19 protein-coding genes are annotated in these 22540 nt (G+C 62.7%); 5 read left to right on the forward strand and 14 right to left on the reverse strand.

Annotated features, from left to right (window positions below; all coding sequences use genetic code 11):
- Position 1: 1 nt before the first annotated feature.
- From KVH01_RS10465 to cbiE, 11 genes are all read right to left on the reverse strand, one after another.
- Positions 2 to 1012 (reverse strand): FecCD family ABC transporter permease, encoded by a 1011-nt coding sequence (locus KVH01_RS10465; protein ID WP_217881365.1) that lies wholly within the window; start codon positions 1010 to 1012, stop codon positions 2 to 4.
- The gene (locus tag KVH01_RS10470) at positions 1009 to 1956 is read right to left on the reverse strand and encodes an ABC transporter substrate-binding protein (RefSeq protein ID WP_217881366.1); all 948 of its coding nucleotides are present in this window, start codon (positions 1954 to 1956) and stop codon (positions 1009 to 1011) included. Before KVH01_RS10470 ends, KVH01_RS10465 begins: the two co-directional genes overlap by 4 nt.
- Complete coding sequence (locus KVH01_RS10475; protein WP_217881367.1) at positions 1953 to 2741, reverse strand: ABC transporter ATP-binding protein; 789 nt, start codon at positions 2739 to 2741, stop codon at positions 1953 to 1955. Before KVH01_RS10475 ends, KVH01_RS10470 begins: the two co-directional genes overlap by 4 nt.
- Before the next feature lie 41 nt (positions 2742 to 2782).
- Positions 2783 to 4891: a TonB-dependent receptor gene (locus KVH01_RS10480; RefSeq protein WP_217881368.1), complete on the reverse strand. Its 2109-nt coding sequence runs from the start codon at positions 4889 to 4891 to the stop codon at positions 2783 to 2785.
- 151 nt (positions 4892 to 5042) lie between these two features.
- A complete protein-coding gene (locus tag KVH01_RS10485; protein WP_217881369.1) occupies positions 5043 to 6425 on the reverse strand; it encodes a PepSY-associated TM helix domain-containing protein in 1383 nt (460 codons plus the stop codon).
- A gap of 139 nt (positions 6426 to 6564) precedes the next feature.
- The gene (locus KVH01_RS10490) at positions 6565 to 8625 is read right to left on the reverse strand and encodes a TonB-dependent copper receptor (RefSeq protein ID WP_217881370.1); all 2061 of its coding nucleotides are present in this window, start codon (positions 8623 to 8625) and stop codon (positions 6565 to 6567) included.
- Between the two features lie 92 nt (positions 8626 to 8717).
- Positions 8718 to 9107 carry a DUF2946 domain-containing protein gene (locus tag KVH01_RS10495; RefSeq protein WP_043049461.1) on the reverse strand — a complete coding sequence of 130 codons (390 nt, stop codon included), beginning with the start codon at positions 9105 to 9107 and terminating at the stop codon, positions 8718 to 8720.
- Positions 9108 to 9116: 9 nt separating this feature from the next.
- Complete coding sequence (locus KVH01_RS10500; protein ID WP_043049462.1) at positions 9117 to 9599, reverse strand: copper chaperone PCu(A)C; 483 nt, start codon at positions 9597 to 9599, stop codon at positions 9117 to 9119.
- Positions 9600 to 9646: 47 nt separating this feature from the next.
- Complete coding sequence (locus tag KVH01_RS10505) at positions 9647 to 10039, reverse strand: DUF2946 domain-containing protein (RefSeq protein ID WP_217881371.1); 393 nt, start codon at positions 10037 to 10039, stop codon at positions 9647 to 9649.
- A gap of 253 nt (positions 10040 to 10292) precedes the next feature.
- The gene (locus KVH01_RS10510; RefSeq protein ID WP_217881372.1) at positions 10293 to 11012 is read right to left on the reverse strand and encodes a cobalt-precorrin-6A reductase; all 720 of its coding nucleotides are present in this window, start codon (positions 11010 to 11012) and stop codon (positions 10293 to 10295) included.
- Positions 11009 to 12214, reverse strand: a complete 1206-nt coding sequence (gene cbiE, locus KVH01_RS10515) for a precorrin-6y C5,15-methyltransferase (decarboxylating) subunit CbiE (RefSeq protein ID WP_217881373.1) — start codon at positions 12212 to 12214, stop codon at positions 11009 to 11011. The genes KVH01_RS10510 and cbiE overlap by 4 nt, the downstream gene beginning before the upstream one ends.
- Positions 12215 to 12252: 38 nt before the next feature.
- Here cbiE and cobG point away from each other — a divergent pair, with 38 nt between their 5' ends.
- The 5 genes from cobG (at position 12253) to KVH01_RS10540 (ending at position 17602) form a co-directional block, all read left to right on the forward strand.
- Positions 12253 to 13599, forward strand: coding sequence for a precorrin-3B synthase (gene cobG / locus KVH01_RS10520; protein ID WP_217881374.1), 1347 nt, complete (start codon positions 12253 to 12255; stop codon positions 13597 to 13599).
- Entirely contained in the window at positions 13592 to 14218 is a 627-nt protein-coding gene (locus KVH01_RS10525; RefSeq protein WP_217881375.1) for a precorrin-8X methylmutase, read from the forward strand. The genes cobG and KVH01_RS10525 overlap by 8 nt, the downstream gene beginning before the upstream one ends.
- Positions 14218 to 14949 carry a precorrin-2 C(20)-methyltransferase gene (locus tag KVH01_RS10530; RefSeq protein ID WP_217881376.1) on the forward strand — a complete coding sequence of 244 codons (732 nt, stop codon included), beginning with the start codon at positions 14218 to 14220 and terminating at the stop codon, positions 14947 to 14949. The genes KVH01_RS10525 and KVH01_RS10530 overlap by 1 nt, the downstream gene beginning before the upstream one ends.
- Positions 14949 to 16586, forward strand: coding sequence for a precorrin-3B C(17)-methyltransferase (gene cobJ, locus KVH01_RS10535; RefSeq protein WP_217881377.1), 1638 nt, complete (start codon positions 14949 to 14951; stop codon positions 16584 to 16586). Before KVH01_RS10530 ends, cobJ begins: the two co-directional genes overlap by 1 nt.
- Positions 16587 to 16822: 236 nt before the next feature.
- Positions 16823 to 17602 carry a hypothetical protein gene (locus KVH01_RS10540; protein WP_217881378.1) on the forward strand — a complete coding sequence of 260 codons (780 nt, stop codon included), beginning with the start codon at positions 16823 to 16825 and terminating at the stop codon, positions 17600 to 17602.
- Here KVH01_RS10540 and KVH01_RS10545 read toward each other — a convergent pair.
- The 3 genes from KVH01_RS10545 to purD form a co-directional block, all read right to left on the reverse strand.
- Positions 17599 to 18195, reverse strand: a complete 597-nt coding sequence (locus KVH01_RS10545; RefSeq protein ID WP_003171467.1) for a MarC family protein — start codon at positions 18193 to 18195, stop codon at positions 17599 to 17601. The genes KVH01_RS10540 and KVH01_RS10545 overlap by 4 nt on opposite strands.
- 163 nt (positions 18196 to 18358) lie before the next feature.
- On the reverse strand, positions 18359 to 21130 hold the full coding sequence (locus tag KVH01_RS10550; protein ID WP_043049471.1) for a hybrid sensor histidine kinase/response regulator: 2772 nt from the start codon (positions 21128 to 21130) through the stop codon (positions 18359 to 18361).
- 98 nt (positions 21131 to 21228) lie between these two features.
- Positions 21229 to 22524 (reverse strand): phosphoribosylamine--glycine ligase, encoded by a 1296-nt coding sequence (gene purD / locus KVH01_RS10555; protein WP_217881379.1) that lies wholly within the window; start codon positions 22522 to 22524, stop codon positions 21229 to 21231.
- Positions 22525 to 22540: the final 16 nt, after the last annotated feature.

Here is a 22540-nt window from a genome sequence, read left to right on the forward strand (position 1 = left end):
CTCAGCGCTTGCGCATCAGGCCAATAAAAAACAGCCCGCCAATCGCTGCCGTCGCCACACCAATCGGCAGGTCTTCGGGGGCGATCAGGGTGCGTGCCGCGACGTCGACCCACACCAGGAACACACTGCCCAGCAGTACGCACACGGGTAGCAAGCGCCGATGCTCGGCACCCACCAGGCGCCGGGCGATGTGCGGCACCATCAGACCGACAAAGCCGATGGAGCCGCTGATCGACACCAGCACGCCGGTCATCAGCGATGCGATCAAGAACACTTTGAACCGCACGTTGCGTGCGTTCAGGCCCAGGGTCACGGCGGTCTGTTCGCCAGCCATCAAGGCATTGAGCGGTCGCGCCATGCCCAGCAGCAGGGCCAGCCCCAAGACCACCGTGATGGCGGGAATCGACAACAGTTCCCAGCGCGCCAGCCCCAGGCCGCCCAGCATCCAGAACATCACCGCCGAGGCGGCGCGGTGGTCGCCCATGAACAGCAACAGGTTGGCCATCGCCATCATCACAAACGACACCGCTACACCGCACAACAGCAGGCGATCACTGTCCAGGCGGCCATTGCGACTGGCCACGGCCAGCACCACCAGCATGCTCAGCAGCGCACCCATGAACGCGGCGATGGGCAAGGTCAACAGACCGATGATCTCACCCACATGCAGCACCACGATTACTGCGCCGAGGGTGGCGCCGGAGGTTACGCCGAGCAGGTGTGGGTCGGCCAGCGGGTTGCGCGTGACCGCCTGCAACACCGCGCCGATCAACGCCAGCCCGGCGCCCACCAGCGCGCCCAGCAGCATGCGCGGCACACGGATCAGCCAGACGATATGTTCCTGGCCCATGCTCCAGTCCACCGCACCAAGACCGAATGCCTTGTTCAGCAGAATCCGTCCTACCACGTCCACCGGCACCCGCGCCGGGCCGAACCCCAGGGAGGTCACGCAGGAGACCAGCAACAACGCACCAAGGGCGCCCAATAACAGCAGGTAGCGACGGGTGATCATTCGCCGTGGAACCCCTTCGCCAGGGTTTCAACCGCCAGCACATTGTCGATACCTGGCGTGGCCTGCACATAGGGGATCACGATAAAGCGCTGGTGCCTGATCGCGTCCACCGCTTGCAGGGCCGGGTTGTTCAGCAGGAAGTGCTTTTTCTGCTCGGCAGTGATTTCGCTGTAGTCGACGATCACGATGACCTGCGGGTTACGCTCCACCACGGTTTCCCAGTTGACCCGGGTCCAGCTGGCGTCGATGTCTTCGAGGATGTTGCGCCCGCCGGCGGCGTCGATCAGCGCCTGGGGCATGCCCAGGCGGCCCGAGGTCATGGCGCGGTCTTCGCCGCTGTCATACAGGAACACCCGTGGCTTATCGGGGGGCAGGTGTTTTTGCACCTCGGCCACCTGTGCCTGCATCTGCGCGATCAAGGCATTGGCGCGCTCCTGCACGTCGAAGATCCTGCCCAGGTTGCGCAGGTCGTTATAGGTGTCGTCCAGGCTTGCGGCTGGGCGCTTCATCACGAACGCGCATGACTCGGTCAGCTCATACACATTGATGCCCAAGGGTTGCAGGGTGTGCGGCGTGAGGTCGCCACCCACGCGCATGCCGTAGTCCCAGCCGGCGAAGAAGAAATCCACATTGGCGTTGAGCAGGGTTTCCACCGACGGGTATTTGCTCGCCAGTTCCGGCAGGCCGTCGAGAGTCGTGGCCATGTCCGGCGGCACTGACTTCCAGCCGCTCACGCCGCTGTATCCGGCCATGTGCGGCTTAAGGCCCAGGGCGAGCATCATCTGGGTCATGTTGATGTCGTGACTGACCGCATGTTGCGGGGCTTGCTGGAAGGTCACGTCGCGGTTGCAGCTCTGGATGGTCAGCGGGTAACGGGTGGCTTCGGCGAAGGCGTGGGCCGGGCCGAACAACAGGGCGAGCGACAGTAAGGCACGCAGGATCATGGTTGGGTTATCCAGGTGATTCGGGGGTATCCGGCCAAAGGGTGGGGGTCGATCAACGCTTCGACGCCAAATACCTCGCGCAGCAACGCGGTGGTCAGCACGTCGTGAGGTGTGCCGCTGGCGACGATGCGCCCGTGGTTGATCACGTACAGACGATCACAGAAGGCCGCCGCCAGGTTCAGGTCGTGGATGCTCGCCAGGGTGCCGATGTCCAGGCGCTTGACGAGTTTTAACAGCTCCAGCTGGTAGCGTGAGTCGAGGTGGTTGGTGGGTTCATCCAGGATCAACAGTTGGGGTTGCTGGGCCAGGGCGCGGGCGAGGATGACGCGCTGTTTTTCGCCGCCCGAGAGGGTGACGAAGGCATGGTCTGCGAAATCCTGCATGCCGACCGATTCCAGCGCGTGCCGGATCAATTGCCCGTCGTGCAACGTGTCGCTGTCGAACAGACCCTTGTGGGGCGTGCGCCCCATGGCGACCACCTCATCCACCCGCAAGCCGAACGCGTCAGGGAACTCCTGCAGTACCACTGCGATACGTTGTGCACACCACTTTGCGCTTTGCTTCCAGACGTTCCGGTGTTCAAGCGACACATCGCCATGCTCCGGCCGGGTGAACCGGTAGGCGCAGCGCAACAGGCTGGTCTTGCCACTGCCGTTGGGCCCGATCAGCCCGACAAACTCCCCGGCAGCGACTTGCAGGCTGGCTTCACGCAGTTGGAACTGGTGATGGCAGTGGTCATGGCCGGGAGGGGTCCAGCCAAGTTCGCTGAGGGTGAGTGAGGTCATCAGTATTCTCAAGTCCCACATGGGGTTTGTGTTTTATTCAGTTAGAAGGTGTAGTCAGCAGTGACGAAGAACGAGCGCGGTTCACCCAGGATCCACTGCTGCCCATCGTTGTATTGGCTGACCGCATAAGTGCGATCAAACAGATTATTCAGTTGCAGCCCCAAGGTGGTATTGCGCATCGCCTTCCACGACAGCGTGGCATCCACCACGGTGTAGCTCGGCAGCTCGTTCTGGTTGGCCATGTCGGCATAACGGGCGTCGACGTAACGTACACCGGCACCGGCCCGCACGTTGTCGGTCACGGCCTTGCTCAGCCACAGGTTGGCGGTGCGGCGCGGCACGTCCACCGGGCGATTGCCATCGCGGGAAACCTGCACACCGCCGACGTCCTGCTTGAAGTCGTCATACTGCGCCCGCACGATGGCGGCGTTGGCTTGTAACTGCCAAGCGTTTGGCAGTTGCAGGTCGAGGCTGGCTTCCAGGCCGTTGGAGGATTGTTGGCCGACTTGCTGCTTGAGGTCCGGGTCGCCCGGCACGTCAGTCAGCAGTTTCTTCTTGACGATATGGTAAGCCGCCAGGGTCCATTCACCGTGTGCGTCCCAGAACGCTTGTTTGATACCGACCTCAGTCTGCCTGGCGGTGGACAGGTCAAACTGCTGCTGGCTCGGGCTCAGGGAAATCAACCCGCCGACGCCATCGGTGCTGGTAGCGTACTGGCCGTAGACCGAGGTGTCCGGGGTGATCGCATAGACCAGGCCGGCTTTCCAGTTATTACCGGTGAGGGTCTTGTCGGATTGGCTGCCGGTACGCAGGTCGTCGCGGTCGATGTGTGCGTAGTCACGGCGGATGCCGGTGATCAGCGCGAGTTTATCCGTGAGCTGCAGGCGATTTTCCGCGAAGCCGGCGACCGTCTTGGTAGTGGTGGCGAACACCGGTTTGAACGGGTCCTGGCTGGCAAACGGCGCAGGCGTGGGGTGATGCAGATCGATGGGCTGGCCGTTGTTCAACACGTCATTGAACGGCGTATTGCTCGCAAGGCTGAAGCGGATGCGGTTGTATTCCACGCCCGCCACGGTCTGGCTGTCGAGGCCGAACAGGCTGTGCTTGAAGGTGAAGGTCTGGCGGTCGCCGACCTGTTCCTGATTGTGCTTGATGCCGAAATTGCCGCTGCGGGTCAGGTGGCCGTTGGTGAAGTTGTAGTTTTCCGCGTTTTGCCAACGGCGTTGGTTTTTCAGGTAGTAAAGCTCGTTGGTCGCGCTGAGGTTATCGCTCAGTTGCCACTCGCTGGTCAGGCGCGTCCACTGATCGTTGTAGTGCTGGGTGTCGTTGCTGACGTTGTAGTTCTTGTCGCGCAGGCCCTTGTGCAACTGGCCATTGACCAGTGGCGTGCCGAAGTAGTTTTGCGGGCGCTGGTCGCCGTAGTCGCTGGCCAGGGTGAAGCTCAGGTTGTCGGCTGGCTGCCAGCGCAGGGCGCCGCTGATGAAGTCACTGCTGGAGTCGCCACGGTCGATAAAACCGTTGCTGCGCAGACGGTTGAGGTTCAGGCGATAGCTCAGGGTATCGGACAGCGAACCGCCGCTATCGAGTGCCTGCTGCTGGCGGTCGTAGGAACCGTAGCCGAGGCGGATGTGGTTTTCGATCTGCCCCGTAAAGGGCTTTTTCGAAATCGTATTGACCACTGCGCCGGTAGCGCCTTCGCCGTACAACACCGAGGCCGGGCCGCGCAGTACGTCCACCCGTTCCACGGCCCAGGTGTCCACCGGGAAGGTCGAGGTGCCCATGCCGGTGTACATGCGGTTGCCGTCGTAGAGCTGCATCACCGAGCTTTGGCCGGTAAAGCCACGGGCCTGCAGCGAGGTGCCGCCATCCCCTGGCGTGCCGGTGCGGCTGATGCCGGTGGCGCGGGAGATGGCGTCCTGCACGCTGGCATCGCCCCGTTCGCGGATCTGCGCGCCGGTCTGGCTTTCTATGCTGCCTGGGGTTTGCAGCGCTGTCAGGTTCAGGCGCGAACCGGCGGTGGTTGGCGTGTTCAGATCGACGCGTTCGTCATCCACTGCCGGCGCGGTGATGGGGCTGGCAGGCAGGGTCAAGGCTTGGGCATTGGTATGCAGGGCGAGCAGGCACAGGCCGCTCGCAAGGTAGTTGTTCATCGGTCGATCAATCGCTTCTTGGCAGGTACTCGCCGCAGGGCGCGGCGAGTAACGATAGCGCAGAAAGTGTTATAAGTTAACACTTATCGGCTGCGGGGCAAAAGTCCGCATAAGGCTACAGAGGCCCTCTGGCAAGGGCATCTCGCCTGTTTCATACTGAACCTGAGGCAGATTCACCTTGGCCAAAAAAGCGTGACAGCACCAGGCGATCCAAGACCCACACCAGGATCAACGACGCCCCCACCAGCGGGAAAATGATCGCCAGCCCGAGCATGATCACCATCGCGGTTTTCCACTTCGGCAAGTCATGGCGCAGCGGCGGCACACCCAGCCCGCCCTGTGGCCGGCGCTTCCACCAGATCACCACGCCGCTGATCGCACTGAGCAGGATCATCAGGCAGATCAGCAGCACGATCAGTTGGTTGACCCAGCCGAACATCTTGCCTTCATGCAGCATTACCCCGGTCTCGGTGGCGCGAGCGACGAGGTTGTAGTGTTGCCAGCGCACATCGGCGAGGACCTTGCCGGTGTATTGGTCGATATGCAGGGTGGCGTCATTGCGTGGGTCGTTGGCAAACACGGCGACGGTGAACACACCGGTGGCGGTGGTGGGGAAGGTGATGCTGTAGCCGGGCTCGACCTTGCGTATGGTGGCCAGGTCGACCACCTGTTGCAGGCGTATGGTGGGGGCGGCAGGGCCCGAATGCATGGCGCCATGGTTCATGTGTTCGGCGTGGTCGCCGGACATCGGCATCGGCGTGTTTTCCATGGCCCAGGGCACGGTCTGTTGGCTGGCGCTGTTGAGCATGCGCGCCTGCTGATCCGATTGCGGCACGTCTGTCCACATCGCCGCCGGAAAGGTGTTCCACAGCTGGGCATATTGCTTGCCCCAGAAGCCGGTCCAGGTCATGCCGCTGAGCAGCATCACCAATAAGAAAGCCGCGCCCCAGAAACCGACCACAGCGTGCAGGTCACGCCAGAACAGTCGGCCCCGATTTTGCAAACGAGGCCACAGCACACCGGCCGATGACTTGCCGCGTGGCCACCACAGGTACAGGCCGGACACCACCAGCATCACGCCCCAGCCGGCGGCGAGTTCGATCAGGCGATCACCGAGGGTGCCGACCATCAGCTCGCCATGCAGGGCGCGGGCGATGGCTTGCAGGTTGTATTTAGCGTCCTGTTCGCCGAGCACGATGCCGCGATAGGGGTCGATGAACAGGGTGACTTCGCCCCCATCTTTTTGCATGACGAACTGCGCGCTGCTGGTGGCGTCGACGGGAGGCAGGTACTTGCTGATCGCGGCCTTGGGGTAGGCGGTCTTGGCCCGTTGCAGCAGCTCGTCGGCACTCAGCGCGTGTTCGGCGGCGGGCACGTTGAGCAGGTCGGCGTACATCAGCGGGTCGAGCTGGGGTTTGAACAGATAGATGATGCCGGTCAGGGCCAGCAGCACCATGAAGGGGGCGACGAAGAGGCCGGCGTAGAAGTGCCAGCGCCAGGCCAGGTTGTAGAAGGAGAGCTTTTGTGTGGTCATCAGGGGCTCCGCAAGGCTTTGGTTTTTTTGTCTCAGTTACACCGCCATCGGGGGGCAAGTCGAATCGTCGCACCGCCCCTCCCACATTTGACTGTATTCACAAATCAGAGGGTGGGAGGGGGCTTGCCCCCGATGTTTTTTAGAAGCTCATATCCACCTTGGTCCAAAGCGTACGCCCCGGCTCCTTGATGGCCTGCGGGTCGTTGGCCGGGTAGCCGAAGCCGGCATTACCGGCCAGGTTCAAATGCTCGGCGTAGGCTTTGCCGAACAGGTTGTCGACACCGGTGCTGACCTTGAAGTTTTTATTGATGCGGTATGCGGCGTTCAGCGAGAACACACCGAAGCCGCCGCTCTTGTCGTAGTCTTTGCCGACCACGTTGCCCTTGTTCTGGTCAATGCGGGTTTGTGCCGCCACCACGCGCCACAAGGCGCCGGCACTCCAATCGTCTTCGCTGTAGGTCAGGCCGAAACGAGCATCCAGCGGCGGCATTTGCGGCAGTGGCTTGCCATCGCTGCTGTTCTTGCCCCAGGCGTAGGCGAGACTGGCGTCGGCTTTCCAGTGAGTGGTCAGCTTGTAGGCCGCGCCCAATTCGCCGCCCATGATGCGCGCGTCGACATTGCGCGCCTGGGAGGTGGTGCCCATCATGCCGGGCCGGTAATCGAACAGGATGAAGTCGCGTACCTGGCCGACATAACCCGAGGCCCAGGCTTCGAGAGCGGCGGTTTTGTACTGCGCGCCGAAATCCAGCTGAGTGGTTTTCTCGGGTTTCACGCCGTCGAAGGCATTCACCGAACCGACCGCCCCGGTGTTGGGTGAAAACAGTTCCCAGTAATCCGGGAAGCGTTCGGCGTGGCCCAGGCCGGCATAGACCGTGGTGGGCGTGTCCTCCAGGTCATGTTCGTAGCGCACGAAGCCCGATGGCAGGGTGTCGGCGCGGGTGTCGTCAGCGGTCGGATTGGGTCGCGACATCATCCCCGAACCGGTGCGTTGACGAAAGTCCTTGGCCGAGGCGCGGTCCAGGCGCGCGCCGGTGATCAGGCGGTCATTGTCGGCGGCGTACCAGGTCAGTTCGCCGAACACGCCGTAGTTGTGGAAGTTGGCGTCCTTGTTGCGCGGCAGGTCCTTGTAGGTGTCGATGCCCATGCTGCTGCGTGCACGGTGTTCATTGGTCTGTGCATCCAGGCCGCCGATCAGTTGCACATCGGCCCAGCGCCAGGTTGCCTTGATGCGCGCGCCGAGGGTGCGGCGGTCGACGTTGGAAGCCATGGGACCTGCCATCATGCCGGTGCCCGAGGGGACGCGCAGGCTGTAGTTGTCCATCACATGGTCGGCATAGTTGTAGTAGACCTGGGCCTCGACCTTATCCAGCACCTCGCCGATATTGGACTTCTCGAAACGCAGCCCGAGACTTTCGCGCAGGAACTGCGAGCCATCCATGCCGCGCCCGGCGTAGCGTGCTTCACCATCGCCGCGGCCGGCGGTGAGTTCCAGCAAGGTGTCAGCGTCGGGGGTGAAGCCCACTGCCACATCGCCATTCCACTTGTCATAACGCGATGCGACGGTGTCGTTATTGCCGTCCTTGTAGTCGTCGGCATGGGCCTGGTTGCCGATCACCCGCACGTAGCCCAGTGGCCCACCGGCAGCGGCATCGATAACCTTGTCGAAACGCCCGTTGGAGCCCGCCAGCACACTGGCGTTGACCCGCGTACCCAGCTCGCCGAATTGCTCCGGCTTGCGGTCGAACAGGATGGTGCCGGCTGACGCACCCGGGCCCCAGAGCACGGTTTGCGGGCCTTTGATCACGGTCAGTTGGTCGTAGGTTTCCGGCGAGATGTACGAGGTGGGCGCATCCATCCGCCCCGGGCAGGCGCCGAGCATCATGCTGCCGTTGGTAAGGATATTCAGGCGCGAGCCGAACATGCCGCGCAGCACCGGGTCGCCGTTGGTGCCGCCGTTGCGTACCAGGGCGAAGCCGGGGATGGTCTTGAGGTAATCGCCGCCATCGCTGGCAGGCACCGGTTGGCGTGGGTCTTTGGGGTTGGTGACAACAGTGAGTGGCGAGCTGGGGGCGATCGCAGTGATTACCGTGGGGCTCAACTCGTGTTCGTGCGCATGGGCGCAGGGGGTAAGCAGTGCGCCGCACAGAACGGCGAAAACAGGGGCAGCGCCCAAACGGGTGTCAGCAGAAAACCTGGACATGACAAATTCCATCAATCAATCGTAAACAACACGGCCAGCAGCCTGCGGCTGTCTGTCTAGAGTCGGCCGGGTGAAGTAACGCGGTGAAGTGTTTACGCAGTGATGGGCGGCGCGCGGCTGCGGGCGCCGGGGAAGATGCTCTGCCGAGCATGGCCCAGGCGCGGGGCGGGGATGAGTGCGTTGGCTGGCGGCGGGGTGCCGAGCGTTACGTAGGAGACACTGCCGGGCAGGGCCGGGCAACTGAACAGCAGGCTGCAATAGCCGCATTTTTCCCAGAGGACATGATGTTCGTCGGGGGCTTTGGCGGGCTTGGGTTCGCCGTGGCACGCCGGCATGTCCATGGACATACCGGCGTGATGATCCATCGGCATCGCTTGGGAAATCAGCGGACCGATAAAGATCATCAGCATGGCGAACAGGCTGATCCAACTGCCGCGCATCAGGCGGCGGTGCGGAGACAACCTGGCGCGGGGGGCGCCCATCGGGTTGGTCTAGTGAGTGTGCTTATGCTCGTGCGTGGCCAACGGCGGTACCTTCTGCACCGACACCTCCACCTCGACCTTGCCGGCTTTCTCGAAGGTCAGGGTCAGTGGGAATTGCTTGCCATCGGTCAACAGGCTGCGGTCTTTGAGGCCCAGCAGCATGACGTGATAGGCCATTGGCGCGAAGGTCAGCTCACCCTTGGCGGGTACGGCCACGCTGGGCACTTGCTGCATCTTCATCAGGTCGCCTTGCATCACATGCTCATGCAGTTCGGCCTTGTCCGCCACCGGCGTCTCGACACTCAGCAAGCGATCCGGGGCAGCCCCGGTGTTATGAATTACAAAGTACGCCGCCACAGTCGGCGCATTGGGTGGTAATTCCTGGGACCAGGGTTCGCTCACCAGCAGGTCGCCGACCTTGTAGTCTTCGGCATTGGCAGCACTGAACACCGGCAGCAGCAACGCAGCCAGAAGCAGGGAAGATTTGAGCATGGCAGTTCTCCAGAACGGTTCTAAACGCAGTTCACTTGCGAAGAAGATCAGGCTGTTGGAGACGCTCGGGGATTAAGACTTGGCCATTGCTGGCGCGGAGCGGGATTTTGCAGGGACGGTGGCGGCAGGCTTTGCACCGCTTCAAACCGCGTCACATACAACTGCGGCACGTGCCCCGGCAGCGCCACCAACGGCGCCGAGCCCGAGCAACACCAGCAATGCTGCATGGCGGAGTGATCATCCGGCGGTGTTGGAATCTCCAGCTTGCCCAAGGCAATCGTCTTCAGGCTGGCGCCATTGGACGAGCAGAAACTGCCCCACATCAGGCGCTTGACCGGGTCATCGGTCTGCTGCATCGCACTGGCCAACGGCATGGCAAACGCATTGAACAGCACTGCAAGGCAGGCGATCCAGGCAATTGCAAAGCGTTGTCGGGCCATGGCGGATAATCCGTAGGGTTAAACGATCAGGGGGTATTTAGCCTGATCGGGGGTGATAAGTAAAAAAGGGCGGTGTGGTTTGGTGTCGCAGGGTTGAGGATAGACGGGGAATCGAGTGGGTGCCGATCTTCAAGGCAACGCATTCCAAATGTGGGAGGGGGCTTGCTCCCGATAGCGGTGTGTCAGCTACTCAATTGCTGGCTGAACCACTGCCATCGGGGGCAAGCCCCCTCCCACATTAGGTCCGTGTTGCTCAAAGGGTGTGTATTGCCTGTAGCGACGCAGCTACGGTGGTGAACTCTCGATCTACGGCAGGCAACACCGGCCGCTTCAACACCAGCACCGGCACCCTTCGCTCACGCGCCACTTCCAGCTTCGGCTCGGTGGCGGTGCTGCCGCTGTTCTTGCTGATCAGCACATCAATTGCGCGCCGTTCAAACAGCGCTCGCTCGTGCTCGATCAGAAACGGCCCGCGTGCGCCGATCACTTCACACCGGTCATTGCCCGGATACACATCCAGCGCTCGCAGCGTCCAGAATTGCTCGGCGGGAATCTCATCGAGATGCTGCAACGGTTCGCGCCCCAGGGTGAACAATGGCCGTTTGAAGGGTTTCAACGTCTCGATCAGCCCGGCCCAGTCGGAAACTTCCCGCCAGTCATCCCCCACTTGCGGCTGCCATGCCGGACGCCGCAACGCCCAGCAAGGCACACCGCACAACTGTGCCGCCTGGACAGCGTTGCGGCTGATCTGCGCCGCGTACGGATGGGTGGCGTCGAGGATCAGGCTGATGCGCTCATCGCGAACAAACTGCGCTAACCCCTCATGACCGCCGTAGCCGCCGACACGTACCTGGCAGGTAAGATCGGTAGGCACACGGCCGACACCGGACAAGCTGTAGATATGCTCCGGCCCCAAGGTACGGGCAATGGCCAGCGCTTCCGTCACACCACCGAGCAGCAGAATCCGTTTCATAGCGGCTTGACCACTTCCAGCAGGGTGATCGGCAGCGCCTGGCGCCAGGTATCGAACTCGCCCAATGGCTGCGCCTGGGCCACATGGACGCGCGTCAGTTCGCCGCCATGCTCGGCGCGCCAGTTCATCAAGGTCATTTCGCTTTGCAGGGTCACGGCATTGGCAACCAGTCGACCACCGGGACGCAGGTGCTGCCAGCAGGTGTCGAGCACGCCTTCACGGGTGACGCCGCCACCTATGAAGATGGCGTTCGGGGCTTCCAGGCCAAGCAACGCATCCGGGGCCTTGCCGCGAATCAGTTGCAGGCCGGGCACGCCGAGGACGTCGCGGTTGTGTTCGATCAGACCTTGGCGGCCTGCGTCGGCTTCAATCGCTAAGGCGCGGCAGCTGGGGTGGGCGCGCATCCATTCGATGCCGATGGAGCCGCTGCCCGCACCCACATCCCACAGCAGCTCGCCGGGCATCGGTGCGAGGCGGGCGAGGGTCATGGCGCGCACATCGCGCTTTGTCAGTTGGCCATCGTGTTTGAAGGCCGAGTCGGGCAGGCCAGCCAGACGCGACAGACGTGGTGTGTTGGCATCCGCCAGGCAGTCGATGGCGACCAGATTCAAGTCGGCCACTGAAGTCTGCTCCCACGACTGCGCCAACCCATCGATGCGCCGTTCGTGCTCGCCACCCAGGTGTTCAAACACGCTCAATCGGCTGGGTCCAAACCCGGACTCGACCAATAGCGATGCAATCGAAGCCGGGCTGCTGCCGTCATTGCTCAATACCAACAAGCGCATACCACTGGCCAGATGCGCATTCAGCGCCGCTACCGGCCGGGCCACCACTGATAACGTCACCACCTCCTGCAATGGCCAGCCCAAACGCGCCGCCGCCAGCGACACCGAAGACGGCGCGGGCAAGATCAACAGTTCCTGCGCCGCCACCTGCCCCGCCAGGCTGGCGCCCACGCCATAGAACATCGGGTCGCCGCTGGCCAGCACGCACACAGGCTCGCCACGCCGCGACAGCACCGGTTCCAGGGAAAACGGGCTAGGCCACAGTTGGCGCTCGCCACGGATACACACCGGCAACAGGTTCAATTGACGCTGCCCGCCTATAATCCGCGAGGCGCGCAACAGCGCATGCCGGGCATTCCTGCCCAGGCCCTTGAAGCCGTCTTCACCAATGCCTACAACCGTCAGCCAGGGCGACATATCAATTCCTTGAACGACATCCGACGGGCAGGCTTTTCATGCCGCCGGACAAAGCAGGCATAATACCGCGCCTTTACCCGTCAACCGGTAGCCCCGTGAATCCAACGCCCGCTGTGAATACCTTGCGCCCCTCGGCCTGTCCGGGGTTGTTGCGTATTGTCCAGGCGTTGGATGGCGGCATTTGCCGGATCAAATTGGCCGGTGGTTCGATCAGTGCCGCCCAGGCCCATGCCGTGGCGGACGCAGCCCAGGCCTATGCGGGCGGAGTGATCGAGGCGACCAACCGCGCCAACCTGCAGATCCGCGGCATCGGCGCCGAACAGCCAGCCCTGATCGCCATGCTGCTGGCTGCGGACCTTGGGCCGAGCAACGCCGCGGGTGACGACGTGCGCAACCTGATGCTCAGCCCCAGCGCCGGTATCGACCCGCAGATGCTGTTCGATACCCGCCCGTTAGCCGCGCAGATCCTCGCCACCCTGCAAACCCATCCGCGCTTTCATCAACTGTCGGCCAAGTTCGCCGTACAGCTCGATGGTGGCGAAGCCCTGGCGATGCTTGAACATCACCATGACCTGTGGCTATCGGCGTTTGTACGCGATGGCCAGACGCTGTTGGCGTTCGGTCTGGCTGGCTGCCCGGGGCTGGATGCGCCCGTGGCGGCGGTGCCGTTGGACCAGGGCCATGCCTTGGTTGTGGCGGTGCTGGAAGCCTTTCTCGACCTGGCGACGCCCGAGCAAACGCGCATGCGCCATCTGGCTGTGGATAACGTATTGAGCCGCCTGGGCCTGCCACTGCTGTCGGTGGAGGGCTTCCAGCGCCCGGTCAGTGGCGCTTTGCTGCACCTGGGAAGTTATCCACAGGCGCAGAAAAACCAGTTCTACGTCGCGGCCGTCGCGCCATTGGGCCGCCTCGATCCGCTGATGCTCAAGGGCGTCGCGCAACTGGCCAGCGAGTATGGCGACGCAACGTTGCGTTTCACGCCCTGGCAAGGGGTGTTGCTACCCAATATCGAACGCCCTGTCGCGGTGACCGAACGCTTGGCGCAGTTGGGCTTTCTCTGCTCGATCGACCAACCCCTGGCCCGCCTGATCGCCTGTACCGGTTCCAGCGGCTGCGGCAAAGGCCTGGCCGATACCAAGGTCGATGCGGTGCAACTGGCGGCCCTGCAACCCGGCGTCGAGGTGCACCTGTCCGGCTGCCCGCGCTCCTGCGCCGCGGCGCACACCGCATCGGCCACCTTGCTGGCGGTGAGCCCGGGCCACTACGACCTCTATTTTCGCGACGCAGCCCAACCCGGTTTCGGCCGGCTGCACGCGCGCACTCTTTCCATTGAAGCGGCGGGCGCCTTGCTGCGCGCTCGCCCACGGAGCAACACCAATGATTGATTACATCCGCGACGGTCAGGAGATCTATCGCAACTCCTTCGCCATTATTCGCGCGGAAGCCAAGTTGGACCGGATTCCGGCTGACTTGGAAAAACTCGCGGTGCGGGTGATTCATGCGTGCGGCATGGTCGAGGCGATCGATGGCCTGCAATTCTCCGCAGGCGCCGGCAAGGCCGGGCGCGATGCATTGGCTGCTGGCGCGCCGATTCTGTGTGATGCGCGGATGGTGTCCGAAGGCGTGACCCGTGCGCGCCTGCCGGCCAATAACGAGGTGATCTGCACCCTGCGTGACGATAGCGTGCCGGAGTTGGCACGCACACTGGGCAACACCCGCTCCGCCGCCGCCCTGGAACTGTGGCGACCGCACCTGGAAGGCAGTGTGGTGGTGATCGGCAACGCGCCGACCGCGTTGTTCTACCTGCTGGAAATGCTGGATGCCGGCGCGCCGAAACCGGCATTGATCCTGGGTTTTCCCGTGGGCTTCGTCGGTGCCGCCGAATCCAAGGCGATGCTGGCGGCGGATAGCCGTGGCGTCCCGTTCGTGATCATGCAGGGTCGCTTGGGCGGCAGTGCCATGGCCGCCGCGGCAGTCAATGCGCTCGCCACGGAGGTCGAATAATGCAGGCACGCGGACGTTTGATCGGCCTGGGGGTAGGCCCCGGCGACCCGGAACTGATTACCCTCAAGGCCCTGCGCCTGCTGCGTGAATCGCCAGTGGTGGCGTACTTCGTAGCCAAGGGCAAGAAGGGCAACGCCTTCGGCATCATCGAAGATCACCTGGTCGCGCAGCAAACCCTGATGCCGCTGGTGTACCCGGTGACCACCGAAGTGCTGCCGGCGCCGCTCTCCTATGAACAAGTGATCAGCGACTTCTACGACAATGCCAGCCTTGATGTGGCGGCGCACCTGGATGCGGGCCGCGATGTGGCGGTGATCTGCGAAGGTGACCCGTTCTTCTATGGCTCCTACATGTACCTGCACGATCGCCTCGCCGAGCGCTACGAAGCCCAGGTGATTCCGGGCGTGTGTTCGATGCTAGGGGGGGCCTCCGTACTCGGCGCGCCGCTGGTGTATCGCAACCAGAGCTTGTCGGTGCTCTCGGGCGTATTGCCCCATGACGACCTCAAGCGCCGCCTGGCGGATGCCGACGCCGCGGTGATCATGAAACTGGGGCGCAACTTCCCGAAGGTGCGCCAGGTGTTGGAAGAACTGGGCCTGGCCGGGCGTGCGCTGTACGTGGAGCGCGCCACCATGGCCAACCAGAAGATCGTGCCGCTGGATCAGGTCGATCCGGCGTCCTCGCCGTATTTCTCGCTGATCATCGTGCCCGGTGAAAGGTGGCAAGGTTGATGACTCCGGCGATTGTGATTCTGGGCCAAGGCAGCTTGGCCACCGCACGCAAGATCCAACAGGTTTACCCAGGCGCGTTGATCCACGGTCTGGCTGGAAGGGTGGACGGTGCAGACCAGGTTTACAGCGAGTTCGGCGCGACGTTGCGCCAGCTCTACCAACTGGGCACGCCGCTGATTGCGTTGTGCGCCGCCGGCATTGTGATCCGGACCCTCGCGCCGCTGCTGCTGGAAAAGGGCGAGGAACCCGCCGTGCTGGCCGTGGCTGAAGATGGCAGCGCCGTGGTGCCGCTGCTCGGTGGTCTGGGCGGCGTGAACGTGATGGCGCGTGATATCGCTGCGGCATTGGGCGTATCCGCCGCCATCACCACCAGCGGCGAGCTGCGTTTCGGCACCTGCCTGCTCAACCCGCCGGCCGGTTATCAACTGGCCGACATTGAGTTGGGCAAGCGTTTTGTCTCAGACCTGCTGGCCGGCGAAAGCGTGCGCATCGAAGGTGCGGCGCCATGGTTGGACCAGGCCAATCTGCCACAGGACCAACGGGCGCGCCTGGCGATCCATGTGGGTAATGCCGAGCGCACCCCGGCGGCCAATGAACTGTTGATTTACCCACGTAACGTCTACGTCACTTGCAAGCCCGGCAAGCAGTTGGCCAAGCGTGTGCACACGGCATTGCGTGACGCGGGGATCGCCGTGCAGGCCCTGGCGTGCCTGTTGGCCAGTGACCTGCAGATGGCCGATGCCTCATTGCATGAGGCCGCGTTGGCGTTGGGTGTGCCGCTGCGCTTTGCCCAGTTGACGCCCGTTGCGGATATCAGCATCACCGTGGCCGAGCAGCCCGTGGATCTGTCACAAGTGGGGCGCCCCCGTGGTCGCCTCGCAGTGATCGGCCTGGGCCCTGGCGCCGCCGAGCTGATGGTGCCGGCGGTCAAGGCAGAACTGGCGCGTTGCACTGACGTGCTGGGTTATGAAACCTATGTGCGCATGGCCGGGCCGTTCCGTGATGATCAAGTGCAACACTGCACCGACAACCGCGAAGAAATGCAGCGCGCGCGCCACGCCTTCGAACTGGCCGCCCAGGGACGTTCGGTGGTGGTGGTGTCGTCCGGCGACCCGGGTGTATTCGCCATGGCTGCTGCGGTGATCGAGGCGTTGCACGACTGCGACGATCCAGCCTGGCATCAGGTCGACCTGGAAATCCTGCCAGGGGTTTCCGCCTCCCTGGCCACCGCCGCCCAGGCCGGCGCTCCGCTGGGCCACGACTTTTGCGTGATGTCGCTGTCGGACAACCTCAAACCCTGGTCGATCATTGAAAAGCGCCTGGACCTCGCCTCCCAGGCTGACCTGGCCCTGGCGTTCTACAACCCGATCTCCCGCGCGCGTCCCTGGCAACTGGGGCGTGCCCTGGAGATTGTCGCACTGCACCGCACGCCTGAAACGCCAGTGGTGCTGGGCCGCGACATCGGTCGCCCGGGCCAGACGCTGCGTGTCACCACCTTGGGGCAGCTCACGCCCGAGCAGGTAGACATGCGCACCATGGTGTTGATCGGCTCATCCACCACCTGCACATTCCCGCGTGCCGGTGGTGGTGAGTGGGTGTATACACCGCGCTGGTATGGCGAAAAACCCGCCAGCTGAAAACGGCCCATTGGCCGCCGGAAAGCTCCGAATGACTCAGGGATTTACCTGGCGTTGTCCGGGGCTTTTTCTTTTTCATGCGATGAAAACCGCAAGTCCCGTGCCCGCGCCCTGTCATTGCTGGGGGACGGTTTTTGGTGGGTGTGGCCAAGGAATGTTTGTCCCATGGAAAACTATCCCTGCACTGGACTAGGGTGCAAGTAAGCCCCATGTGGGGTGCTTGTGGAGAACTGGAAATGGAGCGACGTCACAGAAGGATCAACAGTAAAAAAAGGCGCAAATTGATCGCTGCCTATAAGCTGCCGGGAGCCCCTGGCAAGCAGCTCGCTTCAAGATTGGATCGCGAGGACGACTGCAATGCGGCAGTGGTCAACAACAGCGTGATTTCCTTCGCCGAGGGGCTGTCTGTGCTGAACCGCGAGTACATTCGCAAAAGCTACCTGCTGGCCAGCAGTTATGTGAGCGATGTGTTGAAGGTCCAACGGGGGACCGAGGCGTGGTACGACGAATTTATCAAGGTCATGGTCAGCCTGGGTTGGCTGCCGGTGCGCAGTCGCTTTGAGCGGGTCTCGCGTGCGGGCAAGGGCCTGACGGTGCAACTGGCGGCCCTGAATATCATCGCTGCGATGCTGGCGTCGACGTCGCTGTCGGGGCCATTGGTCAGCGCCTTGCCGAAGTTGGCTGCGGATGCACTGGAAGCGTTGAAGCAGCGGCCGGCATGTTTCGATCTGTTCAAGCGCAATAGCACGGTGCAGCAAGGCGGCGACTTCGGCCTGGCTTCCTGCGCCGAAAACGACGGTGAATTGATGATGGTGCTGGTGACCTACAGCACCCACGGAGTGGACAAACACCTGGGCATGCCCTTCCTGGAATGGGACAGCTCGTCGTTCGAGGCATTCAGCGGGCAGACCTGTCTGGTACTGAATACCTCGGTGGTCAATGAAAAAACCATCCAACTGATGCGTGAAAGCGCCGGCGACAAAGTGCAGTTGGCCATTGCCAAGTACCGGATCTAAGGCACCAGGTAGCCGCGCACTCCGGTAAAGATGATTTGCGCGGCCAGGGCGCAGACGAACAGGCCCATCAAGCGGCTGACAATCTGCAGGCCCTGGTCGCCAAGAATGCGTTCGATACGGTTGGACAGGTACAGCACCACACCCACCGTGAGGCTGGCCAGGGCAATGCTGAGAATGGCGGTGAGCTTGTCATCCCAGTGCGGTTGGCTGACGCCCATCACCAGCAATGCGCCGATGGTGCCGGGGCCGACGGTAAGGGGGATGGTCAGCGGCACGATGGTCACATCCTGCTGCACGTTGTCGGTCTGCACCGCTGACTTTCCTTGGGCCATGCCCAGGGCGGAAATGAACAACACACTGCCGGCGCCGATGCGGAATGCGTCCACGGTAATGCCGAACACACTGAAAATCACCCGACCGAACAGGTAGAGCAGCACGCTCGATACCAGGGTCGCCAGGGCCACCTTCCAGGCCAGGCGCCGACGTTCCTTGCTGGAATAACCACGGGTCAGGCTGATAAAGCAGGACAGCACAAAGAACGGGCTGTAGAGCACCAGCATCTTCAGGTAAACGCTGAATAACACATGGAGCATGGGGGGAGCTCGCGGGCGGTGGAAGTGTGGGCAGTCTATCAGGCGGCAGAGATCAAATGTGGGAGGGGGCTTGCTTCCGATAGCGGTGTGTCAGTAACAAATATGCTGACTGACCCGCTGCTATCGGGAGCAAGCCCCCTCCCACCTTTGATCGCATTTCAAATTATGACGAAGCATGCTCCGGGCGCTGTTGGCGCTGCGCTACCCAATAGTCCACCAGCTCACGCAACTGCGATAACTCCACCGGCTTGGCCATATGCCCGTCCATGCCGGCCTGGCGTGCACGCTCTTTGTGTTCCGAGAGGATATGCGCGGTGAGCGCTACCACCGGCGTACGCACGCGTTGGTGACTGACCTCCCACGCGCGCAGTTGCTGCGTGGCAGAGAAACCATCGAGGATCGGCATCTCACAGTCCATCAAGACCAGGTCGTAACGCCGGGCTTTCATTGCCTCAAGCGCTTCTTCGCCATTGCTGGCGGTGTCCGGGTTGAGGTTGAGCTTGCCAAGCATGCCGCGTATCACTTTGGTGGAGATGCTGTTGTCTTCGGCCACCAGAATGCGGAAATCGCCGGGCACGCTCACGGCTGCCGGTACGCTGGGTGCAGGGCGTGGAAAAGCCGCGCCTTTGCTGCGCTGGGTCAGTTCGTCGGCCAGGGTGGTCTTGAGGGTGTAACCGGCCACCGGCTTGGCGAGGATGCGCTTGATCCCGCAGTTACGCGCAATGATCTTGCTCGGCGCGTTACTGATGCCGGTGAGCATGATCAGCAGGATGTCGTGGTTCAGACTCGGGTCTTCCTTGATCTTCGCCGCCAGTTGCATGCCGGTCATGCCGGGCATGTTCTGGTCGAGCAGCACCACGTCGAAGTAATCACGCAGGTGCGCCTTGGTGCGCAACAGGGCCAGGGCCTCCTTGCCGGAAGGCACGGCGCTGACGTTCAGGCCCCAGGCGGTACATTGCTGCACCAGCACTTTGCGGCAGGTGTCGTTGTCGTCCACCACCAGCACGCGCGCGTCCTTGAGTGGGCCGTCGAGGTCGGAGGTCGGGTGTTCCAGGCGTTCCGGGTCCAGGGGCAGGGTCAGCCACAAGGTGCTGCCCTGGTGACTGCCGCTCTTGATACCGAACTCGCCGTTCATCAACAGGATCAGTTGGCGGGCGATAACCAGGCCCAGGTGGCCGCTCAAGCGCGTCGCCGAAAGGAAGTTCTTGCTGTGCAGTTCGCTGTGCAGCAGGGCGTCGCGCTCGGCGGCTTCCATGGGCAGGCCGCTGTCCTGCACAGCAATACGCAAGCGTGGCTTGGCGCTGCGCTCGTCCAGGGCCACGACGATCAGCACTTCGCCTTCATCGGTCTTGTGCAGGGCGTTTTCCAGCAGGCTCAACAACGCCTGGCGCAGGCGCGTCGGGTCACCGCTGATCACCCGCGGCACCTGGGGCTGGATAAAGCTGATCAGCTCGACATTCTGCTGCTCGGCCTTGGCGCGGAAGATACTCAGGCAGTCGTCGATCAGCGCATTGAGGTCGAACTGCACATCGTCCAGTTCGATCTGGCCGGACTCGAGCTTGGAAATATCCAGGATCTCGTTGATCAGGGTGAGCAATTCGTTGCCGGCGCTGTGAATGGTCTGCACGTAGTCGCGTTGCTTCACCGATAAAGGCGTGCCCAGCAGCAGTTCGGTCATGCCCAACACGCCGTTCATGGGCGTACGGATCTCGTGGCTGATCTTCGCCAGGAACTCGGCCTTGGCGGCGATTTCGGCGTTGCTGGCTGCCAGGTCGCGGCTGACGCTGAAGCGGGTTTCGACAATTGCGCGCTGGCGCTCGCCGAGGGCCAGGCTCATCAGCAGGCCGCTGATGCAGATAAAGCCCAGCAGGGTGACGATCAAGCCTTGCGGCGCCACCAGTGTGAGGCCGAGCAGGGCGGGCAGGATGATCAGCGTGCCGATGTTGAACACCACCATCGCCGCCACGAACAAGCGCGCCGGGCGGTAGCCTTTCTGCCAGTGGTAGGCCGAGACAAACAGCATGCTCAGGCCGGCCAGCGCCACCAGCGCATAGGTGATGATGTTCAGTGGCAGGGTATTGACGAACAACAGCAACAAGCCGCATAGCACGATCAGCAGGATGTCGGCCATCAACAGCTTGTTCAGCGGGTGCGGGCCCAGGGGCATGAAGAAACGGTAGGCAAACATCAAGCCGCAGGGGGCGGTCAGCAGCAGGGCAAGGTATGCGCCGGGGGTCTGGATCGCATGCCAGTTCGGCAGCCATGGCCCTACCAGATTGAGGAGCAGCGCCAGGCTGAGCATCAACAGAAATTCACAGGCGGCCAACCATAGGCTGCTGCGCGAGCGATGGTAGGCGAAGCGCGTGAGGTTGTGCAGGATCAGCATGAGCAGCACGCCGAACAGCAGGCCGTAGATCAGTGTCTGGTTCTGGTTGGCGGCGGCCAGTACGGCCGGTTCCAAGGTAATGTAGGGGCGCAACTCGTGTTCCGAGACCAGCCGCAGGTACACCTCAAGGGGGCGCGGACTTTGGGGCATCGGCAGCATGAAGTCGCTGCTGGGCAACGGGCGTTCAGACTGGGGCTGGCGTGTGCCTGTGGTTTGCTGCTCTACCAGGGTGTCGCCGTCCAGCACATACAGGCCCAGGCTGGACAGGTCCGGCGCAAAGACCCGCAGCACTTGCTCGTGCTCGCCCGGTTGCAGCCTGAAGCGCACCCACAGCGCGCCGTCCGGCTGCGCGGCAGTGATCCGGTCCAGTTCGATGGGGCTGAATTGATTGGTGTAGCGGGCAGAACGGATGTCGCTCAGTTGCAGGTCGGCCTGTTCGTCAAGCAATACTGCCCAACCACTGCCTTGCGTGGCGGCCTGGGCCGGGAGCAAGCAGAGCAGGGTCAGCAGACTGACTGTGAAACCTATGGCGATCCTGAGCCAGCGCACGGCGAAATCCCTTCGTAGGTTGATTGCACGGGTTAACTATGCGCGGGGCGACATGTGTACGGCAAGGGCCAGAGGCCCTTACCTAACCGAACGGATAGCTACGAGATGTTCTCACCACGTTCACGGGCAATGGCGCGGTAGCCAATGTCAGTGCGGTAGAAGCAACCTTTCCAGTCGATTTTCGCGGCCAGCTTGTACGCCTGCTGTTGCGCGGCATCGACACTGGCACCCATCGCGGTGGCGCACAACACTCTGCCACCTGCGGTTACAACTTTGCCGTCCTTGAGCGCGGTGCCTGCATGGAACACCTTGCCTTCCAATCCAGCGGCCGCTTCCAGGCCTTCGATCACATCGCCCTTGGCATAATCGGCAGGGTAGCCGCCGGCAGCCAGCACGATGCCGACGCTGGGACGCGGGTCCCATTGCGCTTCGACCTTGTCCAGCGCCTGGGCCAGTGCCGCTTCCACCAGCAGCACCAGGCTCGATTGCAGACGCAGCATCACTGGTTGGGTTTCCGGATCGCCGAAGCGGCAGTTGAACTCGATGACTTTCGGGTTACCGGCTTTATCGATCATCAGGCCGGCGTAGAGGAAACCGGTGTAGACGTTACCTTCGTCGGCCATGCCACGCACGGTCGGCCAGATCACCAGGTCCATGACGCGCTGGTGAACTTGGCTGGTCACTACCGGCGCCGGGGAGTAAGCACCCATGCCGCCGGTGTTCGGGCCGCTGTCGCCGTTACCGACACGCTTGTGGTCCTGGCTGGTGGCCATTGGCAGCACGTTCTTGCCGTCGACCATCACAATGAAACTGGCTTCTTCGCCGTCGAGGAATTCCTCGATGACCACACGGGAACCGGCGTCACCAAAGGCATTGCCGGCGAGCATGTCGCGCACGGCGTCTTCGGCTTCCTGCAAGGTCATGGCGACGATCACGCCTTTACCGGCAGCCAGGCCATCGGCCTTGATCACAATCGGCGCGCCTTTTTCACGCAGGTAAGCCAGGGCCGGCTCGATCTCGGTGAAGTTCTGGTAGTCGGCGGTCGGAATCTTGTGGCGTGCCAGGAAGTCCTTGGTAAAGGCTTTCGAGCCTTCCAACTGGGCGGCACCAGCGGTGGGGCCGAAGCAATCCAGCCCACGGCTGCGGAACAGGTCGACGACGCCGGCCACCAATGGCACTTCCGGGCCGACGATGGTCAGGGCGACGTTTTTCTCGGCGAAATCTGCCAGTTGTTCCAGGGCCAGGACGTCAATGGCGACGTTTTCGCACTTGGCTTCAATGGCGGTGCCAGCGTTGCCGGGGGCGACGAAGACTTTCTGGACCCGGGGGTCCTGGGCAACTTTCCAGGCCAGGGCGTGTTCACGGCCACCGCTGCCAATGATCAAAACATTCATTTCAAAAACCTCTGAG

This window comes from Pseudomonas khavaziana (assembly GCF_019145205.1).
Taxonomy (GTDB): Bacteria; Pseudomonadota; Gammaproteobacteria; order Pseudomonadales; family Pseudomonadaceae; genus Aquipseudomonas; species Aquipseudomonas khavaziana.

Bases quoted from the DNA above. Each gene is read 5' to 3' on its own strand.
- KVH01_RS10525 (WP_217881375.1), top strand. From the start codon at position 13,592: ATGATTGATTACATCCGCGACGGTCAGGAGATCTATCGCAACTCCTTC.
- KVH01_RS10510 (WP_217881372.1), bottom strand. From the start codon at position 11,012: ATGAAACGGATTCTGCTGCTCGGTGGTGTGACGGAAGCGCTGGCCATT.
- KVH01_RS10530 (WP_217881376.1), top strand. From the start codon at position 14,218: ATGCAGGCACGCGGACGTTTGATCGGCCTGGGGGTAGGCCCCGGCGAC.
- KVH01_RS10485 (WP_217881369.1), bottom strand. From the start codon at position 6,425: ATGACCACACAAAAGCTCTCCTTCTACAACCTGGCCTGGCGCTGGCAC.
- KVH01_RS10495 (WP_043049461.1), bottom strand. From the start codon at position 9,107: ATGGGCGCCCCCCGCGCCAGGTTGTCTCCGCACCGCCGCCTGATGCGC.
- cbiE (WP_217881373.1), bottom strand. From the start codon at position 12,214: ATGTCGCCCTGGCTGACGGTTGTAGGCATTGGTGAAGACGGCTTCAAG.
- KVH01_RS10545 (WP_003171467.1), bottom strand. From the start codon at position 18,195: ATGCTCCATGTGTTATTCAGCGTTTACCTGAAGATGCTGGTGCTCTAC.
- KVH01_RS10470 (WP_217881366.1), bottom strand. From the start codon at position 1,956: ATGATCCTGCGTGCCTTACTGTCGCTCGCCCTGTTGTTCGGCCCGGCC.
- purD (WP_217881379.1), bottom strand. From the start codon at position 22,524: ATGAATGTTTTGATCATTGGCAGCGGTGGCCGTGAACACGCCCTGGCC.
- KVH01_RS10465 (WP_217881365.1), bottom strand. From the start codon at position 1,012: ATGATCACCCGTCGCTACCTGCTGTTATTGGGCGCCCTTGGTGCGTTG.
- KVH01_RS10480 (WP_217881368.1), bottom strand. From the start codon at position 4,891: ATGAACAACTACCTTGCGAGCGGCCTGTGCCTGCTCGCCCTGCATACC.
- KVH01_RS10475 (WP_217881367.1), bottom strand. From the start codon at position 2,741: ATGACCTCACTCACCCTCAGCGAACTTGGCTGGACCCCTCCCGGCCAT.
- KVH01_RS10505 (WP_217881371.1), bottom strand. From the start codon at position 10,039: ATGGCCCGACAACGCTTTGCAATTGCCTGGATCGCCTGCCTTGCAGTG.
- cobG (WP_217881374.1), top strand. From the start codon at position 12,253: ATGCCGCCGGACAAAGCAGGCATAATACCGCGCCTTTACCCGTCAACC.
- cobJ (WP_217881377.1), top strand. From the start codon at position 14,949: ATGACTCCGGCGATTGTGATTCTGGGCCAAGGCAGCTTGGCCACCGCA.
- KVH01_RS10540 (WP_217881378.1), top strand. From the start codon at position 16,823: ATGGAGCGACGTCACAGAAGGATCAACAGTAAAAAAAGGCGCAAATTG.
- KVH01_RS10500 (WP_043049462.1), bottom strand. From the start codon at position 9,599: ATGCTCAAATCTTCCCTGCTTCTGGCTGCGTTGCTGCTGCCGGTGTTC.
- KVH01_RS10490 (WP_217881370.1), bottom strand. From the start codon at position 8,625: ATGTCCAGGTTTTCTGCTGACACCCGTTTGGGCGCTGCCCCTGTTTTC.